Here is a 23,219-nt window from a genome sequence, read left to right as displayed (position 1 = left end):
CTCAGGCCGAGGGCTGTTTCAGGACTTGGCGGTGAAGGCTGCTTCCTGGCCGAAACCGGTCGGCGAGGTGCTGCTCGGGGTTTTGGTACAGGTGCCGGCAGGGACCAGCTTCCAAGCGTTGGCCTGGTCTTTGAGTTTCGAGGTGCCGGCGCAGGAGGTGCCAGCGCCTGCGGCGCAATCGTTCTTGCCGGCTTCGGCGACACCAAAGCATTTCTGCATGTCATCGGCGGCGTGCGCGGTGCTTGTAAGGGCGGACAGGCTCAGGGCCGAACCCAGGGCCAGAACGAGGGTGGCGGCGGACAGCGAACGGGATTTAGTCGTCATGGTGTAACTCCAGCAGTGAGGTTGGGTAAGGAAGCGTTTTTGCTTGCTTACCCCTCTAGAGTTGGGGCACCCCCATGCGTTACAGCGGCTGGCAAAAAAAATTCAGTTCGCCAGCCGCCGCGATCACTCGCCCCTGAATACTCGGGCTCGGGCGTTGAGGTGTTTCCTTGCGTGGCTATTTACCAAGCCAAATAAAAGCCTAATGAACGACGTTCGGTTAACGCTGTTTTCGGTAACGGGTAACGTTTCATCTGATAGGGTTTAAGTACCGATGGCTTCATTAAATAGATTCTGTTTTTTAAATATAAGTGCGGATTTTCGATATCTCAAAAGAAAGCGGGCGGTGTTATTTAGGCCCTGTGTGGGGGGGTAATGCCTATGTGTCGTGGACGTTTGAATGGGGAAGGGCGCGAGTCATGCGCTTGTCGGGTGTTTTTAATCTGATGTTTTTTGGCTGGCATAGTGCTGTGTCAACGCTATCGGGGAAGCGGTTAAAGGTAACAAGAATGCGGTGGCGGCCCTCGAAATCGCTGCCAGATTCGGTATGTCCGAACCCATCAAGTCCTGTGCCCTGGGGTTGCGAGTCCTTTGAACGTATTTACGACCAATAAGGTAATGTGGCTGTGAAGAACCGCTTTGCAGATTTTTTCATCAGCAGAAATTTCTCATTCTTGTGGCTGGGGCAAGCCCTCTCATCGTTTGGCGAGTTCGTTTTCGAGAGCACCGTCATTGTGTGGCTGGTGACTGACTTGTTTCACGACAGTGCGTTCTTGCCGACAGCTGTAGGCCTGGCGGTGGCGGCCTCTGCTATTCCGCGTGTATGGGTGGCCCCACTGGCCGGGGCTTGGGTCGATCGGATGGCCCCGCTGCACGTGATGATCGCGGCGGATGGGATTCGGGTGCTCAACTTCCTGATCTTTTTCGTGATCTATTCACTGGCCAGGCTGGACCCGATGCAAGTGCTCGTTGGCGTTCTGCTCTTGTTGTTGGTGAACAGCACGGCTGCACAGTTTTTCAACCCATCACGCCAGGCGATCATGCAAGTGGTCATCCCTTCGGCACGACGCGTTGAGGCATCGGCCAAGGCGATGTTTTCCCTGACGGGCATTTCAGTGTTGTCGGCGTCCCTTGGGCCGGCATTATTTGTGTGGGTGGGCCCCGCCCTGGCACTGCTAATCAATGTGCTGGCTTTTGCCTGTTCGGCCCTGTGCATAGCGTCTACCCAGGGCCTGCGCCGGACCTTGCTGGCCGAGCAACAACGGCTGCCCTTCTGGCATGGAGTGCTCGCAGGGCTACGGTTTTCCTGGGGGCACGCCTCGATTAGGACGTTGTTGATCGGTGTGGCGTTATACGGGTTTTCCTTGGGGGTCAATAACGTCGCATTGTCTTTGTATGCATTCAAAACCTTGGGCTTGAGCCCTTATGAATACGGCCTGATTCTCGCGGCGTTCCCTGTCGGCGGGTTGATTGCTGCCGTGCTGGTCCGGCCGCTGTTGAAGTCATTGAGCACGCGCCAGGCCTTTACCCTTGCGTTGCTGTGCATGGGGTTCAGCTACCTGGCGTATTCGCTGCATCCGCCGTTTTACTTGGCCTGGGCGCTGATGTTCAGCTGTGGGTTGTTCTTCTCGGTGTTTGCGATTGTGCAAGGGCCGATGCTCCAGGAAGCCGTGCCGGAAGGTTACATGGGGCGTGTGTCTGCAACGGTCACGCCGGTGCTGGCCATCGCCTCATTAACCGGCACGCTGGTGTGCTCTCAGACGTTAAATGTGGCACAGCGTGTCATAGCCTATTTCGACGCGCCGCTGGATGTGTACGGCGCGTATACCTTCCTGGCGGCGGGCTTGTTGCTATTGGGCGGGGCATTGATGCTGGCAGGCCAGCGCGCGGGTAAGGGGGAGTTGGTCGCGACGCTTTGAACCGCGATAAAAAAACGGCCCGAAGGCCGTTTTTTTGTTACCTCAATGGCTCAGCCACCGAGATAGGCTTCACGCACCTTCGGATCCGTCAGCAATTGCTCCCCGGTGCCCTGCATCACCACCCGGCCGTTTTCCAGCACGTAGGCGCGGTCAGCGATTTTCAGCGCCTGGTTGGCATTCTGCTCGACCAGGAACACCGTGACACCGTCCTTACGCAGCTGTTCGATGATGTCGAAGATCTGCTGGATGATGATCGGTGCCAGGCCCAGGGACGGTTCGTCCAGCAACAGCAACTTGGGCTTGCTCATCAGCGCACGGCCGATGGCGAGCATTTGCTGCTCGCCACCGGACATGGTTCCGCCGCGCTGGCTGAAGCGCTCCTTGAGCCTTGGGAACAGGTGCAGCACCTTGTCCATCTGCTCCTGGTAGTCGCCCTTGTCGGTGAAGAACCCGCCCATGGACAGGTTCTCTTCCACGGTCAGGCGCGAGAACACCCGACGGCCCTCAGGCACCACGGCAATACTTTTGCGCATGATCTGTGATGACTGCTGGCCCACCAGCTCTTCACCCATGTAGCGGATGCTGCCGCTGTGGGCCTGCGGCGAACCGCAGAGGGTCATCAGCAAGGTCGATTTGCCGGCACCGTTGGCGCCGATCAGTGTGACGATTTCACCTTGGCGCACTTCGACGTTGACGCTGTGCAGGGCCTGGATCTTGCCGTAGAAAGTGGAAACGTTTTCGAATTGCAGCATTTTACGCTTCCCCCAAATAGGCTTTGATCACTTCAGGATTGTCGCGGATCTGTTCCGGCGTCCCGTTGGCCAGCGGCGTACCCTGGTTGATCACCACGATGTGGTCGGAAATGCTCATGACCAGTTTCATGTCGTGTTCGATCAACAGCACCGTGGCGTTGTTTTCCTCACGCAACACGCTGATCAGCGCCTTGAGGTCTTCGGTTTCCTTGGGGTTCAGGCCGGCGGCCGGTTCGTCGAGCATGAGGATCCGCGGGCGGGTCATCATGCAGCGGGCGATTTCCAGACGACGTTGCTGACCGTAGGCGAGGGTGCCGGCCGGGCGGTTGGCAAACTCGGTGAGGTTGACCTTGTCCAGCCAGTACTCAGCGTATTCCATGGCCTCGCGCTCGCTCTTGCGGAACGCCGGGGTCTTGAACAGGCCTGCAAAGAAGTTGGTGTTCAAGTGTCGGTGCTGGGCAATCAGCAAGTTCTCGACCGCCGTCATGTCCTTGAACAGGCGCACGTTCTGGAAGGTGCGCACCACGCCCTTGCGGGCAATTTCGTGGCCGGCCAGGCCCTGGATCGGCTGGCCGTCCAGCAGGATGCTGCCACCGCTCGGCTTGTAGAAACCGGTGAGGCAGTTGAACACGGTGGTCTTGCCGGCGCCGTTGGGGCCGATCAGCGCTACGACCTGTTTCTCTTTTACGGTCAGGGCCACGCCATTGACCGCCAGCAAACCGCCGAAGCGCATGCTTAGGTTTTCAACCTTGAGGATCTCGCGGCTCATTTGTGCAGCTCCGCTCTTAGTTTAAGTTCGGGACGTTGCATCGGTAGCAGGCCTTGAGGACGCCAGATCATCATCAGCACCATCATGGCGCCGAACATCAACATGCGGTATTCGCTGAACTCACGCATCATTTCCGGCAACAGGATCATCACGATCGCTGCCAGGATCACGCCCAACTGCGAGCCCATGCCACCCAGCACGACGATGGCGAGGATGATCGCCGACTCGATAAAGGTGAACGACTCCGGCGTCACCAAGCCTTGGCGCGCGGCGAAGAAGCTGCCGGCGAAACCGGCGAATGTTGCTCCGAGGGTAAATGCCGAAAGCTTGATGACTGTCGGGTTCATGCCTAATGCACGGCAGGCGATTTCATCTTCGCGCAGCGCTTCCCACGCACGGCCGATCGGCATGCGCAGCAAACGGTTGATCACGAACAAGGCCGCCAGCGCCAGCAACAACGCCACCAGGTACAGGAACACCACTTTGCTCACCGGGTTGTAGTCGATCCCGAAGTACTCGTGGAAAGTCTGCATGCCTTCGGCTGCGGTGCGGTCGAAGGACAATCCGAAGAACGTTGGCTTGGGGATGCTGCTGATGCCGTTGGGGCCACCGGTGATATCGGTGAGGTTACGCAGGAACAGCCGGATAATTTCACCGAAGCCCAGGGTCACGATCGCCAAATAGTCACCGCGAAGGCGCAGCACCGGGAAGCCCAGCAGGAAGCCGAACGTGGCCGCCGCCATACCCGCCAGCGGCAGGCAGATCCAGAAGCCCCAGCCCAGGTAGTGCGAGAGCAGCGCGTAGGTGTAGGCACCCACGGCATAGAAGCCCACATAACCCAGGTCGAGCAGCCCGGCCAGGCCCACCACGATGTTCAGGCCCAGGCCCAGCAACACGTAGATCAGGATCAGCGTTGCGATATCCACCGCACCACGGGAACCGAAGAACGGCCAGATCAACGCGGCCACGATCAGGCCGATGATGATGTAGCGCTGGGTGCGCGGCAGGGTCAGGAATTGACTGACCTTGGGCGAAACCAGTGGGGCACGGTTGCCTTTGAACAAGGCACCAATCTGCTGGCTGAACAGCACGCGAAGGAACATCAACACCGAGCACAGGGCAATAATGGTCAGGGTGACCGGACCGGTGCCATGTACTTCTAGGTTGATCCCGACAATGCTCAGTTTGAGGCCGAGTACCGGAAAGGCCACGGCCCATACCAGCAAGGCGCTGAAAAACGCCGATTTAAGATATCTGCTCATACTTTCTCAACCTCCGGACGGCCCAGAATGCCGGTCGGACGGAACAACAGCACCAGAACCAACAGGCCGAACGCCACCACATCCTTGTATTGGTCGCCGAAGATATCGGCACCAAAGGCTTCAGCCACGCCCAGCACCAGCCCGCCGAGCATGGCGCCCGGAATACTGCCGATGCCGCCCAAGACCGCCGCGGTAAAGGCCTTGAGGCCTACCAGGAAACCGGCGTTGGGGTTGATCACGCCGTACTGCATGCTCAGCAGCACAGCCGCGACGGCCGCCAGTGCAGCACCGATGACAAAGGTCAGGGCAATGATATTGTTGGTGTTGATGCCCAGCAGGTTGGCCATCTTGATGTCTTCGGCGCAGGCCCGGCAGGCGCGACCCAGACGGGAGCGGGAGATGAACAGCGTCAGGCCCAGCATCGCCACCAGGGTGACGACGAATACGAGGATCTGCATGTACGAAATCAGCACTTCTTGTGCGCCGCCTGGGCCGAAGGAGAAGCTCCCCGGGATCAGGTTGGGAATGGACTTATCCTTGGAGTCCTGGGACAGCAGTACAGTGTTCTGTAGGAAAATCGACATGCCGATAGCTGAAATCAGCGGGATCAAACGGTTGCTGCCACGCAAGGGACGGTAGGCAACACGCTCGATACTATAGCCATAGGCACTGGTCACGACGATCGATGCAAGGAACGCAGCAGTCATCAACAGCGGCAGGGAGTGGATACCCATCATGGCCAGCCCGGCAAGGGCGATGAAGGCCACGTAGGAACCAATCATGTAGACCTCGCCATGGGCGAAGTTGATCATTCCAATGATGCCGTAAACCATTGTGTAGCCAATGGCTATCAAGGCATAGGTGCTGCCAATGGTCAGGCCATTAACCAGCTGTTGGAAAAAATGATAGAGCTCAGGCATTACAGCGCTCCTAAAAACCCGATACGCATTTCACTGGTGGAGTCATGTTCCGGCCCTGCGCTGTGTTCTGTGAGCACATTTGCACAAAGCGTTTGCCAGCGAACCGCTGGTGACGGTTTTAAGATTTTCAGGTGAGCCAGCGCCCGGATCGCGGGTGACAGGCCCATAAACCTCGTAAAACAAAGCCCACTGCTCTCACAGTGGGCTTGTTGACCAGTAACGCCTGGCTTACTGAGGGGAAACTTCGGTTTTTGGTTTACCGAAGTGCCACTCGTAGACCACGAACTTGAAGTCTTTCAGGTCGCCCTTGGCGTCAAAGCTCAGGTCGCCGGTAGGGGTCTTGAACGTGCCTGCATGGATGGCAGCTGCCACCTTGGCGGTGTCTTCGCTCTTCGCGGCCGCGATACCGCCTGCGATGACTTCAACCGCTGAATAAGCCGGGAACACGAACGGACCGGTTGGGTCCTGCTTGTTCTTGGTGAACTCTTCAACAATGGCTTTGTTGGCAGGGTCGGCGTCGAAGGATTTCGGCAGGGTTACCAGCAGGCCTTCGGAAGCGTCCTGGGCGATTTGCGAGATGGAGTCGTTGCCGACGCCTTCCGGGCCCATAAACTTGGCGTTCAGGCCTTTTTCTTTGGACTGACGCAGGATCAGACCCAGCTCTGGGTGGTAGCCGCCGTAGTAGACGAAGTCGACGTTGGCTTGCTTGAGCTTCTGGATGATCGAGGAGAAGTCTTTATCGCCAGCGTTCAGGCCTTCGAACACAGCGACTTTCACGCCTTTCTTCTCGAGGGTCTGTTTAACGGCAGTGGCGATGCCTTCACCGTACTGCTGTTTATCGTGCAGTACGGCAACAACCTTAGGCTTCACGAAGTCGGCAATGTAGTTGCCGGCTGCCGGGCCCTGGGCGCTGTCCAGGCCGATGGTGCGGAACACCAGTTTATAACCACGGGCGGTGATTTCCGGGCTGGTAGCCGCCGGCGTGATCATGATCACGCCTTCATCTTCGTAGATGTCGGTTGCTGGCTGAGTGGAGCTGGAGCAAAGGTGACCGACCACGAACTTGACGCCGTCGTTGACCACTTTGTTGGCAACGGCCACGGCTTGTTTCGGGTCGCAAGCGTCGTCGTATTCCTTGGCTTCAAGCATTTTTCCATCGACGCCGCCCTTGGCGTTGATGTCGGCGATTGCCTGCTTGGCACCCATGAATTGCATGTCGCCGTATTGCGTCACAGGACCGGTCTTGGGACCTGCGATACCGATCTTGATGGTGTCGGCTGCGAACGAATGGCCGGCAACCCCAGCCAGGACCATAGCGGCAAACAGTTTGGAAATCTGCTTAGTAGCCTTATTCATAGTGCTCCACTCTTACTGTTGTATTTTTTATAGTTCTAGCGGCCTTGTGAGCTGCAGAACCGGATCAGATATCTCGGATATCCCCCCGGCAGTGCCCTGGCAACTGTACCGGTACAGTGTAGAGCGCCGGTTGATCGCTTGAAAAGCTGGCTGCTGGGGGCAAAACCGTGGGGTGTCGCTTTAATGAAAGAAAAAGACAGAATTGCGGCGGGGTGATGCCAGAGTTTCGGGCAATCCTTGGCTTTCCTGACACTTTCGTTCGGTGCCTCATTTGCAACTGGGTTTTTCTGTAAGGGCCTCGACGGTATGATTGCGCCGATTTTTTCCCAAGGTGAACTCCCATGACGCAAGAACCTAGCACCCTCTATGCCAAGCTGCTCGGTGAAACTGCCGAAATTTCCTGGAAGGAGCTTGAACCGTTCTTTGCCAAGGGTGCCCTATTGTGGGTCGACGCCGGCCTGGATTTGATCGAAGCCGCCGAGGGAATGGCCGAGGATAACCGTGACAAAGTCGCTGCGTGGCTGGTTGCGGGGAGCCTTGGCGAAGTGTCTGCGACGCGGGCGTTGGACCTGGTTGAGCGTGATCCGAGTTTGTGGGCCGTGGTGGTTTCGCCGTGGATTCTGATCCAGGAAAGGGCAGTGTAAGAAACGTGCGCACGGAAAAGGTGCGTGTTTTTGCCGCTGGGAGTGTGTAGCTGAGTAACCGCTGGCGCCGTGATGGCATCGTGCCGTAGAGAAAGGTCACAGGTCAGGGTGACGTGCGCGTCACGGGAACAGTTTTGTGAGTGGCGTAAGGCCGGGAGAATTGTTTCCGGGTGTGGCAAAGTTGCAGGTTTGCGGTGGCTGGCAGAGCGCTTTCGCGAGCAAGCCCGCTCCCACATTTGTACCGGGTATTTCCTGTAGGAATACGGTCAAAATGTGGGAGCGGGCTTGCTCGCGAAGGGTGCGACTCGGTCTAAGCAGTCTTGCCAGTATGGTTGTTCAACGAAATCACCTTGGTCTTGCCAATCCGGTGACGATAAATCTCACGCAAATACTTGATCGCCTTCTTCACGCAATCCCGTGACAGGCGAATGTCGTTGATCGACACAAACTTCTCCTTGTCGTTGATCAACTCCCGGTACTTCTTCTCGTACATCGGTTTGATCGCGTACCAGTTGGTATCCAGAATCTTCGCCGGGTTCTCAAACTCATTGAGCAGCTCATCGATCCGGTCTTCATCGAAGTCTTCATGGATGATGAAATCCAGGATCGAGTTATCCAGCGTGTCATCAAACCGGTACGGGTTGCGCGCAAAGCAGCGTTTGATAAACGCCACGATCAAGGTCAGGAAGTCATCCGACAGGCACGGGCTCTTGGCGATCAGCGTGGTCAGCGACAAGTTGGCCGACGCGCCGATCACCAGGGCGTAACGCTTGAGCGTGGTGTTGGGGAATAGGCTGTTGAGGTGAGTCTTCAGCCGGTTCAGGTCCATGTAGGACAGCTTGTAGTCTTTGGGCAAGGACACAATCGACACCACCGACGAGCAGTTCTTGAAGAAGTGCAGGTCATGCAGGGCGGCTGCGTCGTAGCCGGAATTCTTGTATTGCTCCAGTGACGCCTTGTAGCGCTTGGACTCGATCGGCAACAGGCTGATGCCTTCGATGGCCTGGGTAACTTTATTGAAGTGCGGCAGGTCGATCGAGCGGAAAAACAAGTCATCGATATTCAGCCGCTGCGGCTCTTTATCGAACACCTTGAACTTGTCATTCGACGGCACCGGCGTTTCCGGCACCACGGACTCGGCATAGGCAATCGCTACCGGTCCCGCCAGGCTCATAAACAGGTCGTTGGCATCCAGGCGGATGGTTTCGCCAATGTCGATACCGGCACGCCGGAAATAGTTCTGGTCGTAATCGGTCGTCACCGCCTGGGCGGTGAGGATATTGAAGATCTGCTGGGAGATGTACTGGTTGGCGTGTTTTTCCATGGCATTGACGTCAATGTTCTGGATATTGCCGTCATCGCTCTCTTCGGCATAACGCATGATGTCGTTGGAGATCAGCATCATCGCGTTCCATGGCCGGATACGTCCCTTTACACTGGCTTCGCTGCTGTCTTCATTGTCGAAGTTGTACGAGAAGTCCCATTCTTCCGACAGGTATTTGCACAACAACCGCCCGGCGTTGATGTGCAGGGCCTCGGACATTTCGCTACGGTGATCGGAGATATTCGGTAGCACACAAATGCCGCTGGTGAAGATCGGCTCGAACACGAAGGCATGGCCGCTCTTGCTGTCGTGCTCGTCGGCCGGTTTGGTGTCGAATGTCTTGTTCATGTACGAGTGTTGCTGGGCCAGGCCGAACTCCGAGGCCATGCCCGAGCCCGTACCGCCGCCAGCGCTGAAGATCGAGAAGTACAGGCGCGACTGGTTGGCCTTGATGCCGCAGGAGTCGATTAAGTACGAGTGGATCATCTTCCAGTCGGGGCTGGAAAAACGCTGGGTGTCTTTGTTGAGGATGATTTTTGCCAGGTACTGGCCGAGGATCGGCGCGTTACCGGCGCCGCCGGCGTGCACCTCCGACAGGTCCATTATTTTCATCTTGCTGTAGTCGCGCAGGAAGCCGCTTTTTTCGCCCTTGCGCGAGAAGCGGATGCGCCCGGCGATGTCCTTGTCCAGGTCGCCCAACATCACCAGCGGTTCGACCAGGAACACCGGCTTGGTGGGCTTGCCGCCGCCCAGGCGCAAATTGTTACGAATCCATTGAGCCGGGCTGTAACCCTTATCCGTCGACTTATCCTCAGTGCTGAATTCATTCAGGTAAAACTTGCGCGCGTTGTACACCAGCTCCGCCACGTCCAAGGCAATGTTGGAGCCGCAGCGGCCCAGGCCGATCAGGCACACTGATGGGAATTCCTGCTCACTGCGCGCATCGCCGTCGCCCTCCTGCTGGGGCAGGCTGGGAAACACCATGTCACGCAGGCCGTCGAGGTTATCGAGGATGCGGTCGGTATTGGTTTCGGTGAAGTACAAGTACTGCTGGGTGGCCAGCGGGCGGGCGCTGCTCAATGACTTGGAACCTGAGGGTTTTTCCGCAGGTACAGTGGGCAACACGTCGGATACCACGGTGACAGAGTTATTTTTGGAAGTCATTGGGCGCCATGTACCTGGACGGATGGCCGGAAAAATCAGGGAGCCATCACTGAATGAGAGTTCGCGACTTTACAGTGCGTCTGAGTCCGGGAGGGATGGGTTTAACCCCAAATTTTCAAGGGGAATCCTGGCCGGACTCTGATGAATCGGCCGTTCGTCGGCGTTCTTTAGGCAAATGATGGCGAAATGCCAAAGATTCGGCGTCAGCGAATCGGCCTGACGGTGGACGGCGGCTCGATACGGCCGGGGTTGGAGCCCGTTGGCGTGGGGGTATCTTTGTTGCCCTCCACGTTGAACGGGTAGAGCGGGGTGCGCATCTGGATGCCTTGGATCACGCCAACAACGTCACTAAAAGGCACTGCGGGGCTCAGCAGATAGCCCTGAATGAAATCACAGCCATGTTTGAGCAGCAGTTCAAACTGCGCCTGGGTTTCCACGCCTTCGGTGACGACCTGCAGATGCAGGGTGTGGGCCATGCCGATAATCGCCTGGACGATCTCGATATCGGTGATTGACTTGGGGATGTCCTGGATAAATGAACGGTCGATCTTCAAGGTGTTGAGCGGCAGGCGCTTGAGGTAAGCCAGTGATGAGTAACCAGTGCCGAAATCATCAATCGCCAGCGAGACGCCCAAGGTGCGAATTTGCCGCAGCAGCGCCAGGGTGCTGCTGATATTGCCCATCAGTGCGTTTTCGGTGACTTCCAGCTCCAGGCGGTTGGCACCAATCCCAGCGAAGCGCAGAGCGGCTTCGATTTCGTCCGCCAACTCGTCACGGGCCAGATTCAGGGCAGAGCAGTTCACCGCCATGGTCATCTCGGTGTAGCCCCGGTCAGACAGTAGGCTCAAATCGTGGCAGGCTTGGCGCAACACCCAGTGGTCCAGCTCGGCAATCAGCCCGTTACTTTCGGCAATACCGATAAACCGGTCCGGGGCCAGCAACCCGTGTTGCGGATGTTGCCAGCGTACCAAGGCTTCCAGTCGAGTGACTTTGCCGAGCTTCATGTCGAAAATCGGCTGATAAAACAACACCAGCTCATTACGGCCACGCAGGGCTGCACGCAATTCCTCTTCCAGTTGCAGCTCGAGGAACGCACGGGTTTTCAGGTTGGAACTGAAGAAGTTCAGGCTGTTGCGCCCGGCGTTTTTGGACTGGTAGAGCGCGAGGTCGGCAGTTTTAAGCAGCTCCTCGCAGGTCAGGCCATCCTCGGGAAACAGGCTGATACCGATGCTGGTGGTCATCACCATACGCCGGCCGGCCAATTCGACCGGTTCTTTCATTTTCTGCATGATGCGCTGTGCCATGTGGCGCGCTTCGTCGCGATGGTGAATGTTGATCAGAATGCAGAATTCATCACCGCCAAAGCGCGCGACCACGTCGTCATGGCTGCGCACCGAGCTCTTGATATGCCCGGCCAGCACGGTGAGCAATAGGTCGCCAGCGTCATGCCCAAGGCTATCATTGATGCGCTTGAAGTGGTCTATATCGAGGAAGATGACCGCCAGCATACCGTTGTATTTGGTTTTTTCAGCGACCTTTTCCGCAAAGATCTGGTTGAACCCGCGGCGGTTGAGGAGACTGGTCAGCGCGTCGTAGTGGGCCACCTGTTGCAGCGAGGCGCGAGCTTGGTCCAGTTCGCTGAGCAGGGCGTTGACTCGACGCAGGTCGCGTTCCTTGTGCTGCAGTTTTTTATCCGCCAGGGCGGCGCTGACACCGCTGCCGATCACCAGCAAGGTGATCACCGCCACTGACAACCCGAGTTGAATGGGGTTGTTGTCCACCGGTAAGGTGAGGTCCGCCCCTCTGGGCACCAACAGTTGCATGGCCGCCATGCCGGTGAAGTGCATGCTCAGGATCCCGGCGCCCAGCACCAGGCTGGCGGCGTATTTGAGCAGTTGATGGAACACGCCGGCGCCATTACGCAGGTAGCTCGACAGCAGCAACGCCGCCAGGCTGGCGCCAATGGCAATGCCGACCGAGGCCATGAACAGCCACGAATCGAAATACATTTGGGCCTGGGAGCGCATCGCCGACATGCCGACGTAGTGCATCAAGGCGATGCCAAGCCCCATCCACACCGATGCCAACAGGTACTGATAAAACCGTAACTGCGCATGACTGAGGGTCTGCATGGCAAACAGCGAGGCAATCAGGGCGATCACCAGCGAGGCGAACGTCATGAGCAATTCGTAATGAATGGCAATAGGTGCCTGGAAGGCCAACATGCTGATGAAGTGAGTAGACCAGATCCCGCCCGCCAAACACCCTGCGCCCAACCAGCGCCAATGGCGCCGGGCGGTAGGGTCTTCGACATGGCCGACGCGTTCGGCCAAGTCCAATGTCCCAAACCCTGCCGCACACGCGACCAAGTAGGACAGCAACACCAGGAAAGGGTTATGACTGCAATTGAGTAATAAATGCCCGTTATCTGGAAGCTCGGTAAAAAAATGCATACCTAGCCATTCCATAGCATGTCCCGTCAAAGTCAGTACGTCATTGTCTGCAGCAATGGCCTATGACATCGAGTATAGAAGCCTCGCGGGATTTTCCAGGAATAATGGCATTTTGCTCTGAATGATTTTGGCATGCTGGTCATAGCGTTTGATGCTAAGCGCTCATCGGCAGGTCCAGTTCTAAAGGCGCTTGCAGTGGCGGCAAGCCAAAGGCGGCGCGTGCGGTATCGCAATCGACGTTCCGTTCACCCTGGCTCCACGACGCATCGAACTCGCGGCACGGGCTTGAACGCTGCTCATAGATCGTACAGCGGGTGCCCTTACCAACTTCACCTTCAAGGCTGCAGCAGCGCGCAGGTTTCTGGTCGGTACCGATCATCGCTACCCGCGTAGGGTTGATCTGCACCACCAGATCATCGGGCACTGTACCCCCCGATGAGGCGCACTCACCCCAGAAGAAAGACACACGGAAGTGTGAACAGCAGGCACCGCAACTCAGACACGGACTGGCTTCGGACATGGGCGTCATCGATAAGAAAAGTGGGATGGGGGTGTTTCGGAAGGCTCGCCATTCTAATCCTGCCATGGCCGTTGGGAAGGGGGGCGAACACTTATATTTTCGTAGGAAAACCCTCGTGATTACGGGTAACGGTTCGGGTGAAATTACGCCCTATCAGCTTCACGAATCATTACAGACAACCGGCGCCTGCCTGACTATGTTGCAGATATCGGGCATCGTAGCGCTCATAACAATAAAAGAGACGGACCCATGCAGAACTCGACCCAAGCGGCGAATGCCTGGCGCATTCTGTTCCTGCTGTTCCTCGCCAACCTGTTCAATTTCTTCGACCGCACCATTCCTGCGATCATCATCGAGCCCATTCGCATGGAATGGCACCTGAGCGACTTTCAGCTCGGCATCATCGGCACCGCTTTCACCCTCGTATACGCCATTGCCGGCCTGCCGCTGGGGCGCATGGCCGATACCGGCTCACGCAGCAAGCTGATGGGCTGGGGCCTGTTTGCCTGGAGCGGGCTGACGGCGATCAATGGCATGGTCGGCAGTTTCTGGACCTTTCTGCTGGTGCGTATGGGCATCGGCATCGGCGAAGCCAGCTATGCACCGGCCGCCAACTCGCTGATTGGCGACCTGTTTCCCGCCCACCGGCGCGCGCGGGCCATGGGCATTTTCATGCTGGGCCTGCCGTTGGGCCTGCTACTGGCATTCTTCACCATCGGCGCAATGGTTAAGGCGTTCGACAGCTGGCGCGCGCCGTTCTTTATCGCCGCTGTGCCGGGGATGATCCTGGCGGTGTTCATGTTCTATATCAAAGAGCCCGCGCGCGGCGCGGCGGAAACCGTGCAAGTCTCACAGGAACGTGTCGACCGCCCGATTCGTCGTGTGCTGGCGGTGCCGACGTTTTTGTGGCTGGTGCTGGCCGGGCTATGCTTTAACTTCGCCACCTATGCATGCAACTCGTTTTTGGTGCCGATGTTGCAGCGCTATTTCCTGATGCCGTTGCAGGACGCGGCGGTGGCCACCGGGGTGATCGTTGGCTTGACCGGCCTGGTGGGTCTGACGTTGGGCGGCTGGATTGCCGACAAGATTCACCAGCGAGTCGCCAATGGTCGGCTGCTGTTCGCGGCGTGCAGCCTGATCATCTCCACCATCTCCACCGCCTGGGCCTTGCATGCCGGGCGTATCGAGATTGGTGTGTTCGTGGCGTTGTTCAGTGTGGGCTGGCTGTTTGCCTATAACTTCTACACCTGCGTGTACACGGCGATTCAGGACGTGGTTGAGCCGCGACTGCGGGCCACGGCGATGGCACTGTTCTTTGCCGGGTTGTACTTGCTCGGTGGTGGCATGGGGCCGATTGTGGTGGGCGGGCTGTCTGATCATTTTGCCCATTCGGCGATGTATGCCGATGGGGCGGCGCAGATGACTGAGGCGTATAAGGCGGTCGGCTTGCATGACGCCATGTACCTGATCCCGGTGGCCCTGTTCCTGACCATGTTGTTTCTGTTCCAGGCGTCGCGCAGTTTTGTGCGTGATGCCAAGCGGATGAAGGATGGGTTGGGGGCGGAGGAACTGCCGTCGGCTGCGGCTACAGCTTGAGACCGAGTTGACCCCATCGCAGCATAGGTATCTACGCAACTCGGGGTTAGGTAGATATGGGTACATATCCGTTGCTGCGGTAACGGCTTCGTAGGGTTCCGCTCTTACAGCGGGTCACTTTTGGAAGGCCCCAAAAGCAGATCAAAAGCAAGAGCACGGCGGCCTAGTAGCCGACCTGAGTGGTTGAAGCAAAAGCAGGGCAAAAACAGAGCAGAAGCAGAGCACCACCACAGTTACCTGATGTAATGAAATCCCAATGTGGGAGCGGGCTTGCTCGCGAAGGCGGTGTGTCAGTCAGCTCATGTGTAACTGACCCAACGCCTTCGCGAGCAAGCCCGCTCCCACAATTTTGACCGAGTTTAGCTGCCAGCACCGTGGCACTCTGTTTTTCTGTGTGGCTTGCCTGCGATGCAGGCACCTCGGTGTATCAGGCATAACTAGTTGATGCCATCGCAGGCAAGCCGGCTCCCACATTAGATTGAGTTCAGTTTCAAATATCAGGTCGGCTGTCTGGCCGCCTCGGCCGTGCTTTTGATTTGCTTCAACCACTCAGGTCGGCTACTAGGCCGCCGTGCTCTTGCTTTTGATCTTGATCTTGATCTGAGGCGCCCCGTTAAACCACGCTGGCCGAACGCAGGCTTTGGAGCGGGGGTAAACCGGCAGGACGCCGGTTTAGCCGCGATGGGCCAAGGATGGCCCATGGCGGCGGCCCACGGTCCAAAGCCTGCGTGAGGGCATACCGAAGCGTGAGCGAGGTGCCGAGTGGTGGGGCAAGAGCGTTTTGGTTACTTTTGCGCTCTTTCAAAAGTGACCCGCTGTAAGAGCGGAACCAATAGCAGCCGTTACCCAAATAACGGATATGTACCCAGCGCCCCCGCGACAACCAAAGAATTCAACCCATAAAAAGATGTGTAGATACCTATGCCCACGATGAGGCCCGCAAGCCAAACAAAAAGGCCCGCATTGCGCGGGCCTTCTTTTTAGCAGGGCAGCGCAGTGATTAGCCCGCCACCAACACCCGAATCGCTTCCAGTCGCAGCGCCGCCTTGTCGAGCATGGCCAAACCTTGCTCGCGCTGTTGGCGCAGGGCAACTAGCTCGCTGTCGCGTACGGTCGGATTGACCGCTTGCAACGCGCTCAGGCGTGCCAGCTCTTCATCGGTGTCCGCTGCCAGACGGCGCTTGGCCTGCGCCACACGCTCGGCGTGGCGCGGCGTGATCTTCTCTTCGCCGGCATTGATGCGCGGCGTGAGCTGATCGCGCTGGGCCTGCACAAACTTGTTGGCGCTGGCGCGTGGCACGCTTTCCAGCTGATCGTTCAGGGTTTCAAACGACACGCGGCCGGACAGGTCATTGCCGTTGGCATCCAGCAGGCAGCGCAAGGCGGCCGGAGGCAGGTAGCGGCCCAGTTGCAACGAGCGCGGCGCAACCACTTCACTGACGTAAAGCAGTTCGAGTAACACGGTGCCGGGTTTGAGCGCCTTGTTCTTGATCAGCGCCACGGCGGTGTTGCCCATCGAGCCGGACAGCACCAGGTCCATGCCGCCTTGCACCATGGGGTGTTCCCAGGTGATGAACTGCATGTCTTCGCGCGACAGCGCCTGGTTGCGGTCGTAGGTGATGGTCACACCTTCGTCGTCGCCCAGCGGGAAGCTGGCGTCGAGCATTTTTTCGCTGGGTTTGAGGATCAGTGCGTTTTCCGAATGGTCTTCGCTGTCGATGCCAAACGCGTCGAACAGGGTTTCCATGTAGATCGGCAGGGCGAACTGGTCGTCTTGCTCCAGGATGTCTTCTACCAGCGCATCGCCTTCACCGGCGCCGCCGGAGTTGAGTTCCAGCAAGCGGTCGCGGCCGGTGTGCAGCTCTTGTTCGAGGCGCTCGCGCTCGGCACGGGCCTCGTCGATCAGCGCTTGCCACTCGCCGTCGTCGGCGTTTTCCAGCAGCGGCAGCAGGCGTGGGCCGAACTGATGCTGCAAGGCGTTGCCGGTCGGGCAGGTGTTGAGGAACGCGTTCAGCGCTTCGTGGTACCACTGGAACAGGCGCTCTTGCGGGCTGGTTTCCAGGTACGGCACGTGCAGTTCGATCACATGCTTCTGGCCGATCCGGTCCAGACGGCCGATCCGCTGTTCCAGCAGGTCGGGGTGGGACGGCAGGTCGAACAGCACCAGGTGATGGGAGAACTGGAAGTTGCGGCCTTCACTGCCGATCTCGGAGCAGATCAGCACTTGGGCGCCGAACTCTTCGTCGGCAAAGTAGGCAGCGGCGCGGTCACGCTCGAGGATGTTCATGCCCTCGTGGAAGACCGTGGCCGGGATGCCGGAACGCACGCGCAGGGCGTCTTCCAGGTCCATGGCGGTTTCGGCGTGGGCGCAGATCACCAGCACTTTGGTGCGCTTGAGCATTTTCAACTGGTCGATCAGCCACTCGACACGTGGGTCGAAGCGCCACCAGCGGTTTTCTTCCTCGACGTCCGGCTGCGACTGGAAGCTGACTTCCGGGTACAGCTCGGCGTGTTCGCCCAGCGGCAATTCGAGGTATTCGTCCGGGTTCGGCAGCGGGTAGGCATGCAGCTTGCGCTCCGGGAAACCTTGCACGGCGGCGCGGGTGTTGCGGAACAGCACGCGGCCGGTGCCGTGGCGGTCGAGCAACTCACGCACCAGGCGTGCGCTGGCTTCGGTGTCGCCATCGTTGACGGCGGTGAGCAGCGCTTCACCCTCGTTGCCGAGGAAACCCTGGATGGTGGTGTGGGCGTTCGGCGACAGGCGGCCCTTGTCCAGCAGCTCCTGCACGGCTTCGGCCACCGGGCGATAGTTTTCGCTCTCGGCACGGAAGGCGTGCAGGTCATGGAAGCGGTTCGGGTCCAGCAGGCGCAGACGCGCGAAGTGGCTGTCCTGGCCCAGTTGCTCCGGGGTGGCGGTGAGCAGCAGCACGCCAGGAATCACCTCGGCCAGTTGCTCTACCAGCGAGTACTCAGGGCTGGCTTTCTCTTCATGCCAGACCAGGTGGTGGGCTTCGTCGACCACCAGCAGATCCCAGCCTGCGGCGAACAGCGCGTCCTGGGCTTTCTCGTCGTCAACCAGCCACTCCAGGGCCACGAGGGCGAGCTGGGTGTCTTCGAACGGGTTGGTGGCATCGCTTTCGATGAAGCGTTCTTCGTCGAACAGCGCTACCTGCAGGTTAAAGCGGCGGCGCATTTCCACCAGCCATTGGTGCTGCAGGTTTTCCGGCACCAGGATCAGCACGCGGCTGGCGCGACCCGACAGCAACTGGCGATGGATCACCAGGCCGGCTTCGATGGTCTTGCCCAGGCCCACTTCGTCAGCCAGCAATACGCGCGGCGCGATACGGTCGGCGACTTCGCGGGCGATGTGCAGTTGGTGAGCAATAGGTTGCGCACGCACGCCGCCCAGGCCCCACAGCGAGGACTGCAACTGGCGGCTGGTGTGTTCCAGCGTGTGGTAGCGCAGCGAGAACCAAGCCAGCGGGTCGATCTGGCCGGCGAATAGACGGTCGCTGGCCAGACGGAACTGGATGAAGTTGGACAGTTGGGTTTCCGGCAGGGTGACCTGCTCGTTCTGCCCATTGAGGCCTTGGTAGACCAGCAGGCCGTCGACGTCGTCGACTTCCTGTACGGTCATTTTCCAGCCTTCGAAATGGGTGATGCTGTCACCCGGCGAAAACCTCACGCGAGTGAGGGGCGCATTCCGTAGCGCATACTGGCGAGTGTCGCCAGTGGCCGGATAGAGCACGGTCAACAAGCGGCCGTCCTGTGCCAGAACGGTGCCTAACCCCAGCTCTGCTTCGCTGTCACTAATCCAGCGTTGCCCCGGTTGATACTGCTGCGCCATGCTGCCTGACTCCCGCCGTGAAAAAGCCGACTATCTTAACGGAACAAGGCCCTCAGCCAAAGGACTCTGACAAAAACTACTCCGTTAACGCACCTGTTCGGAAGCTGGATCGACAGGTGGCGGGCACTTGCGAGTGTCGATTGGGTCACAGCTTGGCGTGCTTGCCCTCAAGTCGCCCTGCAACCCGCCGAAAGCCTGTTGATCAGGAGAGTAATATTATGCTGCCACCCATGCTGCCCGTCAGTGTTGTGCCGGTCACGTCACAACTTGACCCCGTGCGCCAGAAGCCGGATATCCCGCCCGTGGTGCCAGTGCAGGCGGGCTCTAACGAAAGCACGATCGACCTGAAAAAGGGCGATTCCGAGCAGTCGACCTTGCTGCTGCGCGAGGAACAACGCCGCCAGCAGGAACAGCAGAAACGCCGGCGCGAAGCCGACGAAGACCCTGACGCGCACTTGGCGATTCCCGGCGATGTGCTTAATGCCGACAACACCGTGCCGGTGGTGCCGTTAATCGAAGACGCACCGCGCCAGGGCCTGTGGGTGGACGTCGAAGTTTAATCGCGCAACTCGCGCAATGCGCCGATCAGCCGTTCAATGTCCTGCTCGGTGTTGAGTGGGCTGACGGAAATCCGTGCAATGCTCATAAGGTCTCGCGCCTGCATATCCAGCGGCGTATAGGCGACGCCATTGGCGCCGATGTTAATTCGTTGCAGCCCCAGGCGTCGTTTGAGTTCGAAGGCGTCCCAGCCAGCGAGGTTGAACGCGATCAGCCCTGAATGATGAGCGCCCAGGTCGTGCAGGGAAACTCCCGGAATCTGACGCAATGCTTCACGGATTCGCTCACTGAGCTGCAAGACCCTTTCCCACGTCCGCTCTACACCCAGTCGATTGACCTCCTGCAAGGCGTTGCCCAAACCGGCCAATAAGGCGTAGGACACTTCGCTGGTTTCAAAGCGCCGGGCATCGTTACGCAGGTCGAAACCTTCGGCGTTCCATGGTGCCGAAAATACGTCGCGCTGGGTGGGATTCAGGCGCTGGAGAAACTCCGGCCGCACATACAACAACGCTGTACCGCGTGGCCCGCGCAAGTGTTTGCGCCCAGCCGACTTGAGTACGTCACAGTGCAGCGCTTGCACATCCACCGGCAGTTGACCGACGGCTTGGCCAGCGTCGATAAAGTAGGGGATGGCGTGACGCCTCGCCACTGCGCCGATTGCCTCGGCAGGATTGATCAGGCCGCCGTTGGCGGGCAACCAGGTCAGGTCGATCAGCTTGACGTTGGCATCGATCATCGACTCCAGCGCACTCGGGCAGACCGTGCCGGTTTCATCGCAGGGAATCACCTCTATCCGTGCACCGGCTTGTACTGCCAGTTGCATACTCGCCAGGTTGCCGCCCCATTCGTGACGGCCAACCAGAATCCGTTCGCCCGGGTGCCACGGCCCCAGCGCCTGAAACGCCAGGCTCCAGGCGGTGGAGCCGCTGCTGGCAAAGGCGATCGAGGCGGTCGGCGCGTTGAGCAGTTGCCCGGCCGCACGCCGGGCTTTTTCCGCCAGGATGGCGCCATGCTCGCCGGCCTCCATCGGGCCGTCGCGGGCTTCGCGTTGCAACTGGTCGATGATCGCGTCAAGGCTGGCCTGGCTGGGTAGCGAGGCGCCGGCGTGGTTGAAGTGCACGATCCCCGACTGACAGCCGGGGGTATTGTCGCGCAGTTGCTGGACGTCGAGCGGGCTCACGGCTGCAACTCGACAATCGCATCAACCTCCACTGCCACACCGGCCGGCAGGCTGGAAACACCGACGGCGGTGCGCACATGTCGGCCCTTGTCACCCAGGGCGTTGACCACCAGGTTTGATGCGCCGTTGGCAACCACGCTCTGGCGCTGGAAGTCGCCGCTGCTGGCGATGAACACACCCAGGCGCAGAATACGCACCACGCGCGATAGATCATCGCCGACTGCAGCGCTTAATTGCCCGAGCAGGCCCAACGCCGCCAGCTCTGCCGCCTCGGCACCGTCTTCATCGCTGAGGGTTTCGCCCAAGCGGCCGATGTAGGCGGGCTTGCCCTCAAGCATGGGAATTTGCCCGGAGATAAACAGCTGGTTCTGGCTGATCACATGATTGATGTAGTTGGCCGCGGGCTGGCTGGGCGTCGGCAGCGTCAGGCCAAGGGCTTGCACGCGTTGGCGGATGGAGTCGCTCATGTTGAATCCTCTTGAGTGAAGAAGGCTTCAGCATGTTGGCTGCGGCGCTGCGCGACAAACGGATAGATCTCACCTGACGTATCGAAATAACTCACGCGTCGGTGCAGGTTTCCTTCAACCACAGGCTAAAGCAGTCTGCCGCTTCGCTGGCAGGGCCTTGAGGCGCGATCAGCCAGTAACCAATTTCGCTCTGATAGGGCGGCCAGTCGAAGGCTTCCACCAAGCTGCCATCCTGCAATTTGCGTTCGATCAAACGGTGCCGGCCCATGGCGATGCCCTGGCCAGCCACGGCGGCTTCGACCACGATGTTGTAGTCGTGCAGCAGCACGCGGGGATGGCGCTCGAGGTCTACTTGATAGCGCACGGACCAATCTGTCCATTCGAAAGGGCGGTGCGAGGTGGCCATCAATAATGGGCCGTTGTGCAGTTGGCTGGCCTTGAACCCCGGGCTGCACACGGGCGAGATCACTTCAGGCATCAGCCGCGTGGCCTGCACATCAGGCCAATCGCCCTTGCCATAGCGAATAGCCAGGTCAACCTCGGCGGCGGCGACGTTGGCCAGCTGAATCGCCGGCAGCAATTCCACCCGGATGTGCGGGTAACGGTTGAGAAAGCTGGCCAGGCGCGGCGCCAGCCACAGGGTGGCGAAGGATGCCAGCAGGCCGACCCGCAGCACGGTGGTACTGGGCGTTACTTTCTGGGCGCGCGTGGCCGCGGCGATTGCGTCGAGGGCGGGGCGGATTTCGGCGTAGTAACGTTGGCCATCGGCGGTCAGATCTATCGCTCGGGTGCGTCGGATAAACAGCGGTTTACCCAGATGCTGTTCGAGCTTTTGCACCTGGTGGCTGAGTGCGCTCTGGGTGACCGACAACTCGTTCGCCGCCTTGATAAAACTCAAGTGCCGCGCCACGGCTTCAAAAGCGCGCAGGGCCATCAACGGCGGAAGGTCATGGTGCAGTGCCAACTGAATGCGCCTACAGATAATGAGGAATGTCGATTTTGGGCAATGTCCTACCTTTTGTCGCCCTCTGATTCTGCTGTCGTAGCTTGGCGATATTTCTTACATCGCCCTAGGCATTAGTGCGCAAAGCTCTGTGTCGTTTTTTGACATGGTAGAGCGATGAAAAACTATATAAAGGCAAATGTGATTGGGTTGGGCATTGCTGTCGGCCTCTGCGGGGCTGCAGCAGCGAGTGAGTCACCGCTGGCCGGGGCCTGGAAGCTGGTCGGCTATCAGGTCGAATCCCAAGATACCCGCAAGAAAATCCCCGCGATGGGCGGCAGTCCTTCCGGCCGGGTTATTTTTACTGCGGATCATCGGGTGGCGTTCGTGTTGACCGGTGAGGGAAGGCAGGCCGGCTCTACGGACGCGGAAAAATCAGCGCTGTTGAGCACCCTGGTTGCTTACACCGGTATTGAGCGGGTCGAGGGGAACCAATGGTGCACGCAAGTTGATGCTGCCTGGAACCCGGAGTGGGTCGGCACTGTACAGTGCCGCGACTTTCACATAGTGGGTGACACGCTCGAAGTGCTGACGCCTTGGCGGCAAATGCCGAACTGGCCGGGGACCACTCGCTCTATCATTACGTTTGAGCGTGATCAGTAAGCGCTGCGTAGGGCGATGCGGTGGGATTTTCACCAGGTATTTGCTGTCAGGCGGGGGAGGCCGCATTATTGAGGTATTCCCGCCACGACGTAAGCCAAGCCATGAGTGATGACGACAAGCTGATCGACCTGAATGCCGAGCGTGCCAAGCGTGTGCATGATCTCAATGACAAACGCCTGAATGAAGTGCGCCAGGCGTTTGAACAAGCCATGCCGCTTGGCACCGTAAAGAAAAAGCCTAAGAAAAAACCCAAAAAGCGTTGAAATAGCCTGCATCTTTTGATGCAGGTCAGTTATTGCCCCTTCTTTACGCCCGGTTGTGGGCGACATTGATCCTCGTCAATTTTCCAATCCGCCTTCTCCTTTAACTTAGCCCTATCGCAACAGGGCACGAGCAGGAGGCCGGTCATGTTTTTCGATAATGTGGTGTTTGCCGGGGTGCTGACTGTCAGCCTCATGGTGCTGTTTTTTGTAGGGTTTGGGATTTTTATCTGGAAGGACGCTAATAAGCGTAAAGAACCGTAAGTTCTTCTGGGTTGTATGAGCACGCAAGGCATTTTGG

20 protein-coding genes are annotated in these 23,219 nt (G+C 58.7%); 7 read left to right on the top strand and 13 right to left on the bottom strand.

Features of this window, described 5'->3' with window-relative positions; genetic code table 11:
• Positions 1–18: 18 nt before the first annotated feature.
• Positions 19–324 (bottom strand): BufA1 family periplasmic bufferin-type metallophore, encoded by a 306-nt coding sequence (locus FW764_RS12755; protein ID WP_069552052.1) that lies wholly within the window; start codon positions 322–324, stop codon positions 19–21.
• A gap of 617 nt (positions 325–941) precedes the next feature.
• Here FW764_RS12755 and FW764_RS12750 point away from each other — a divergent pair.
• The gene (locus tag FW764_RS12750) at positions 942–2,240 is read left to right on the top strand and encodes an MFS transporter (protein WP_446434232.1); all 1,299 of its coding nucleotides are present in this window, start codon (positions 942–944) and stop codon (positions 2,238–2,240) included.
• 50 nt (positions 2,241–2,290) lie between these two features.
• Here FW764_RS12750 and FW764_RS12745 read toward each other — a convergent pair whose 3' ends face one another.
• The 5 genes from FW764_RS12745 to FW764_RS12725 all read right to left on the bottom strand — a co-directional run bounded on the left by FW764_RS12745 (position 2,291) and on the right by FW764_RS12725 (position 7,299).
• Positions 2,291–2,992 (bottom strand): ABC transporter ATP-binding protein, encoded by a 702-nt coding sequence (locus FW764_RS12745; RefSeq protein WP_083359752.1) that lies wholly within the window; start codon positions 2,990–2,992, stop codon positions 2,291–2,293.
• Between the two features lies 1 nt (position 2,993).
• Positions 2,994–3,761 carry a high-affinity branched-chain amino acid ABC transporter ATP-binding protein LivG gene (gene livG / locus FW764_RS12740; protein ID WP_010212365.1) on the bottom strand — a complete coding sequence of 256 codons (768 nt, stop codon included), beginning with the start codon at positions 3,759–3,761 and terminating at the stop codon, positions 2,994–2,996.
• Positions 3,758–5,023 (bottom strand): high-affinity branched-chain amino acid ABC transporter permease LivM, encoded by a 1,266-nt coding sequence (locus FW764_RS12735; RefSeq protein ID WP_446434231.1) that lies wholly within the window; start codon positions 5,021–5,023, stop codon positions 3,758–3,760. The genes livG and FW764_RS12735 overlap by 4 nt, the downstream gene beginning before the upstream one ends.
• Positions 5,020–5,943 carry a high-affinity branched-chain amino acid ABC transporter permease LivH gene (gene livH / locus FW764_RS12730; RefSeq protein ID WP_083359749.1) on the bottom strand — a complete coding sequence of 308 codons (924 nt, stop codon included), beginning with the start codon at positions 5,941–5,943 and terminating at the stop codon, positions 5,020–5,022. The genes FW764_RS12735 and livH overlap by 4 nt, the downstream gene beginning before the upstream one ends.
• Positions 5,944–6,171: 228 nt before the next feature.
• The gene (locus FW764_RS12725; protein ID WP_446434230.1) at positions 6,172–7,299 is read right to left on the bottom strand and encodes a branched-chain amino acid ABC transporter substrate-binding protein; all 1,128 of its coding nucleotides are present in this window, start codon (positions 7,297–7,299) and stop codon (positions 6,172–6,174) included.
• A gap of 341 nt (positions 7,300–7,640) precedes the next feature.
• Between FW764_RS12725 and FW764_RS12720 the strand changes: the two genes are divergently transcribed.
• Positions 7,641–7,943, top strand: coding sequence for a DUF2288 domain-containing protein (locus FW764_RS12720; RefSeq protein WP_446434229.1), 303 nt, complete (start codon positions 7,641–7,643; stop codon positions 7,941–7,943).
• Positions 7,944–8,253: 310 nt separating this feature from the next.
• Here FW764_RS12720 and FW764_RS12715 read toward each other — a convergent pair whose 3' ends face one another.
• From FW764_RS12715 to FW764_RS12705, 3 genes are all read right to left on the bottom strand, one after another.
• The gene (locus FW764_RS12715) at positions 8,254–10,431 is read right to left on the bottom strand and encodes a hypothetical protein (protein WP_446434228.1); all 2,178 of its coding nucleotides are present in this window, start codon (positions 10,429–10,431) and stop codon (positions 8,254–8,256) included.
• Positions 10,432–10,634: 203 nt separating this feature from the next.
• Positions 10,635–12,899 (bottom strand): putative bifunctional diguanylate cyclase/phosphodiesterase, encoded by a 2,265-nt coding sequence (locus tag FW764_RS12710; RefSeq protein ID WP_446434227.1) that lies wholly within the window; start codon positions 12,897–12,899, stop codon positions 10,635–10,637.
• A 139-nt stretch (positions 12,900–13,038) separates the two neighbouring features.
• The gene (locus FW764_RS12705) at positions 13,039–13,404 is read right to left on the bottom strand and encodes a YkgJ family cysteine cluster protein (RefSeq protein WP_446434226.1); all 366 of its coding nucleotides are present in this window, start codon (positions 13,402–13,404) and stop codon (positions 13,039–13,041) included.
• A gap of 249 nt (positions 13,405–13,653) precedes the next feature.
• On the opposite strand from FW764_RS12705, the gene FW764_RS12700 reads away from it, so the two are divergent.
• Positions 13,654–15,000 carry a spinster family MFS transporter gene (locus FW764_RS12700; RefSeq protein ID WP_446434225.1) on the top strand — a complete coding sequence of 449 codons (1,347 nt, stop codon included), beginning with the start codon at positions 13,654–13,656 and terminating at the stop codon, positions 14,998–15,000.
• A 1,000-nt stretch (positions 15,001–16,000) separates the two neighbouring features.
• On the opposite strand, the gene rapA is transcribed toward FW764_RS12700, so the two are convergent.
• On the bottom strand, positions 16,001–18,847 hold the full coding sequence (gene rapA / locus FW764_RS12695; protein WP_446434224.1) for an RNA polymerase-associated protein RapA: 2,847 nt from the start codon (positions 18,845–18,847) through the stop codon (positions 16,001–16,003).
• Positions 18,848–19,065: 218 nt separating this feature from the next.
• Between rapA and FW764_RS12690 the strand changes: the two genes are divergently transcribed.
• Positions 19,066–19,407: an aspartate-semialdehyde dehydrogenase gene (locus FW764_RS12690; RefSeq protein WP_446434223.1), complete on the top strand. Its 342-nt coding sequence runs from the start codon at positions 19,066–19,068 to the stop codon at positions 19,405–19,407.
• On the opposite strand, the gene FW764_RS12685 is transcribed toward FW764_RS12690, so the two are convergent.
• From FW764_RS12685 to FW764_RS12675, 3 genes are all read right to left on the bottom strand, one after another.
• Complete coding sequence (locus FW764_RS12685) at positions 19,404–20,585, bottom strand: aminotransferase class V-fold PLP-dependent enzyme (RefSeq protein ID WP_446434222.1); 1,182 nt, start codon at positions 20,583–20,585, stop codon at positions 19,404–19,406. The genes FW764_RS12690 and FW764_RS12685 overlap by 4 nt on opposite strands.
• Positions 20,582–21,052 (bottom strand): RidA family protein, encoded by a 471-nt coding sequence (locus FW764_RS12680; protein WP_446434221.1) that lies wholly within the window; start codon positions 21,050–21,052, stop codon positions 20,582–20,584. The genes FW764_RS12685 and FW764_RS12680 overlap by 4 nt, the downstream gene beginning before the upstream one ends.
• A gap of 91 nt (positions 21,053–21,143) precedes the next feature.
• Positions 21,144–22,016, bottom strand: coding sequence for a LysR substrate-binding domain-containing protein (locus tag FW764_RS12675; RefSeq protein WP_446434220.1), 873 nt, complete (start codon positions 22,014–22,016; stop codon positions 21,144–21,146).
• 156 nt (positions 22,017–22,172) lie between these two features.
• On the opposite strand from FW764_RS12675, the gene FW764_RS12670 reads away from it, so the two are divergent.
• The 3 genes from FW764_RS12670 (at position 22,173) to ccoM (ending at position 23,182) form a co-directional block, all read left to right on the top strand.
• Positions 22,173–22,658 carry a lipocalin-like domain-containing protein gene (locus tag FW764_RS12670; protein WP_446434219.1) on the top strand — a complete coding sequence of 162 codons (486 nt, stop codon included), beginning with the start codon at positions 22,173–22,175 and terminating at the stop codon, positions 22,656–22,658.
• Positions 22,659–22,726: 68 nt separating this feature from the next.
• The gene (locus FW764_RS12665) at positions 22,727–22,921 is read left to right on the top strand and encodes a hypothetical protein (protein WP_446434498.1); all 195 of its coding nucleotides are present in this window, start codon (positions 22,727–22,729) and stop codon (positions 22,919–22,921) included.
• Positions 22,922–23,065: 144 nt separating this feature from the next.
• Positions 23,066–23,182, top strand: a complete 117-nt coding sequence (gene ccoM / locus FW764_RS12660; protein WP_017137226.1) for a cytochrome c oxidase subunit CcoM — start codon at positions 23,066–23,068, stop codon at positions 23,180–23,182.
• The last annotated feature ends 37 nt before the right edge of the window (positions 23,183–23,219 follow it).

This window comes from Pseudomonas sp. 1152_12 (genome assembly GCF_052850675.1).
Note: the sequence above shows the minus strand (reverse complement) of the source record. Positions and strands in the feature narration are given on the sequence as shown.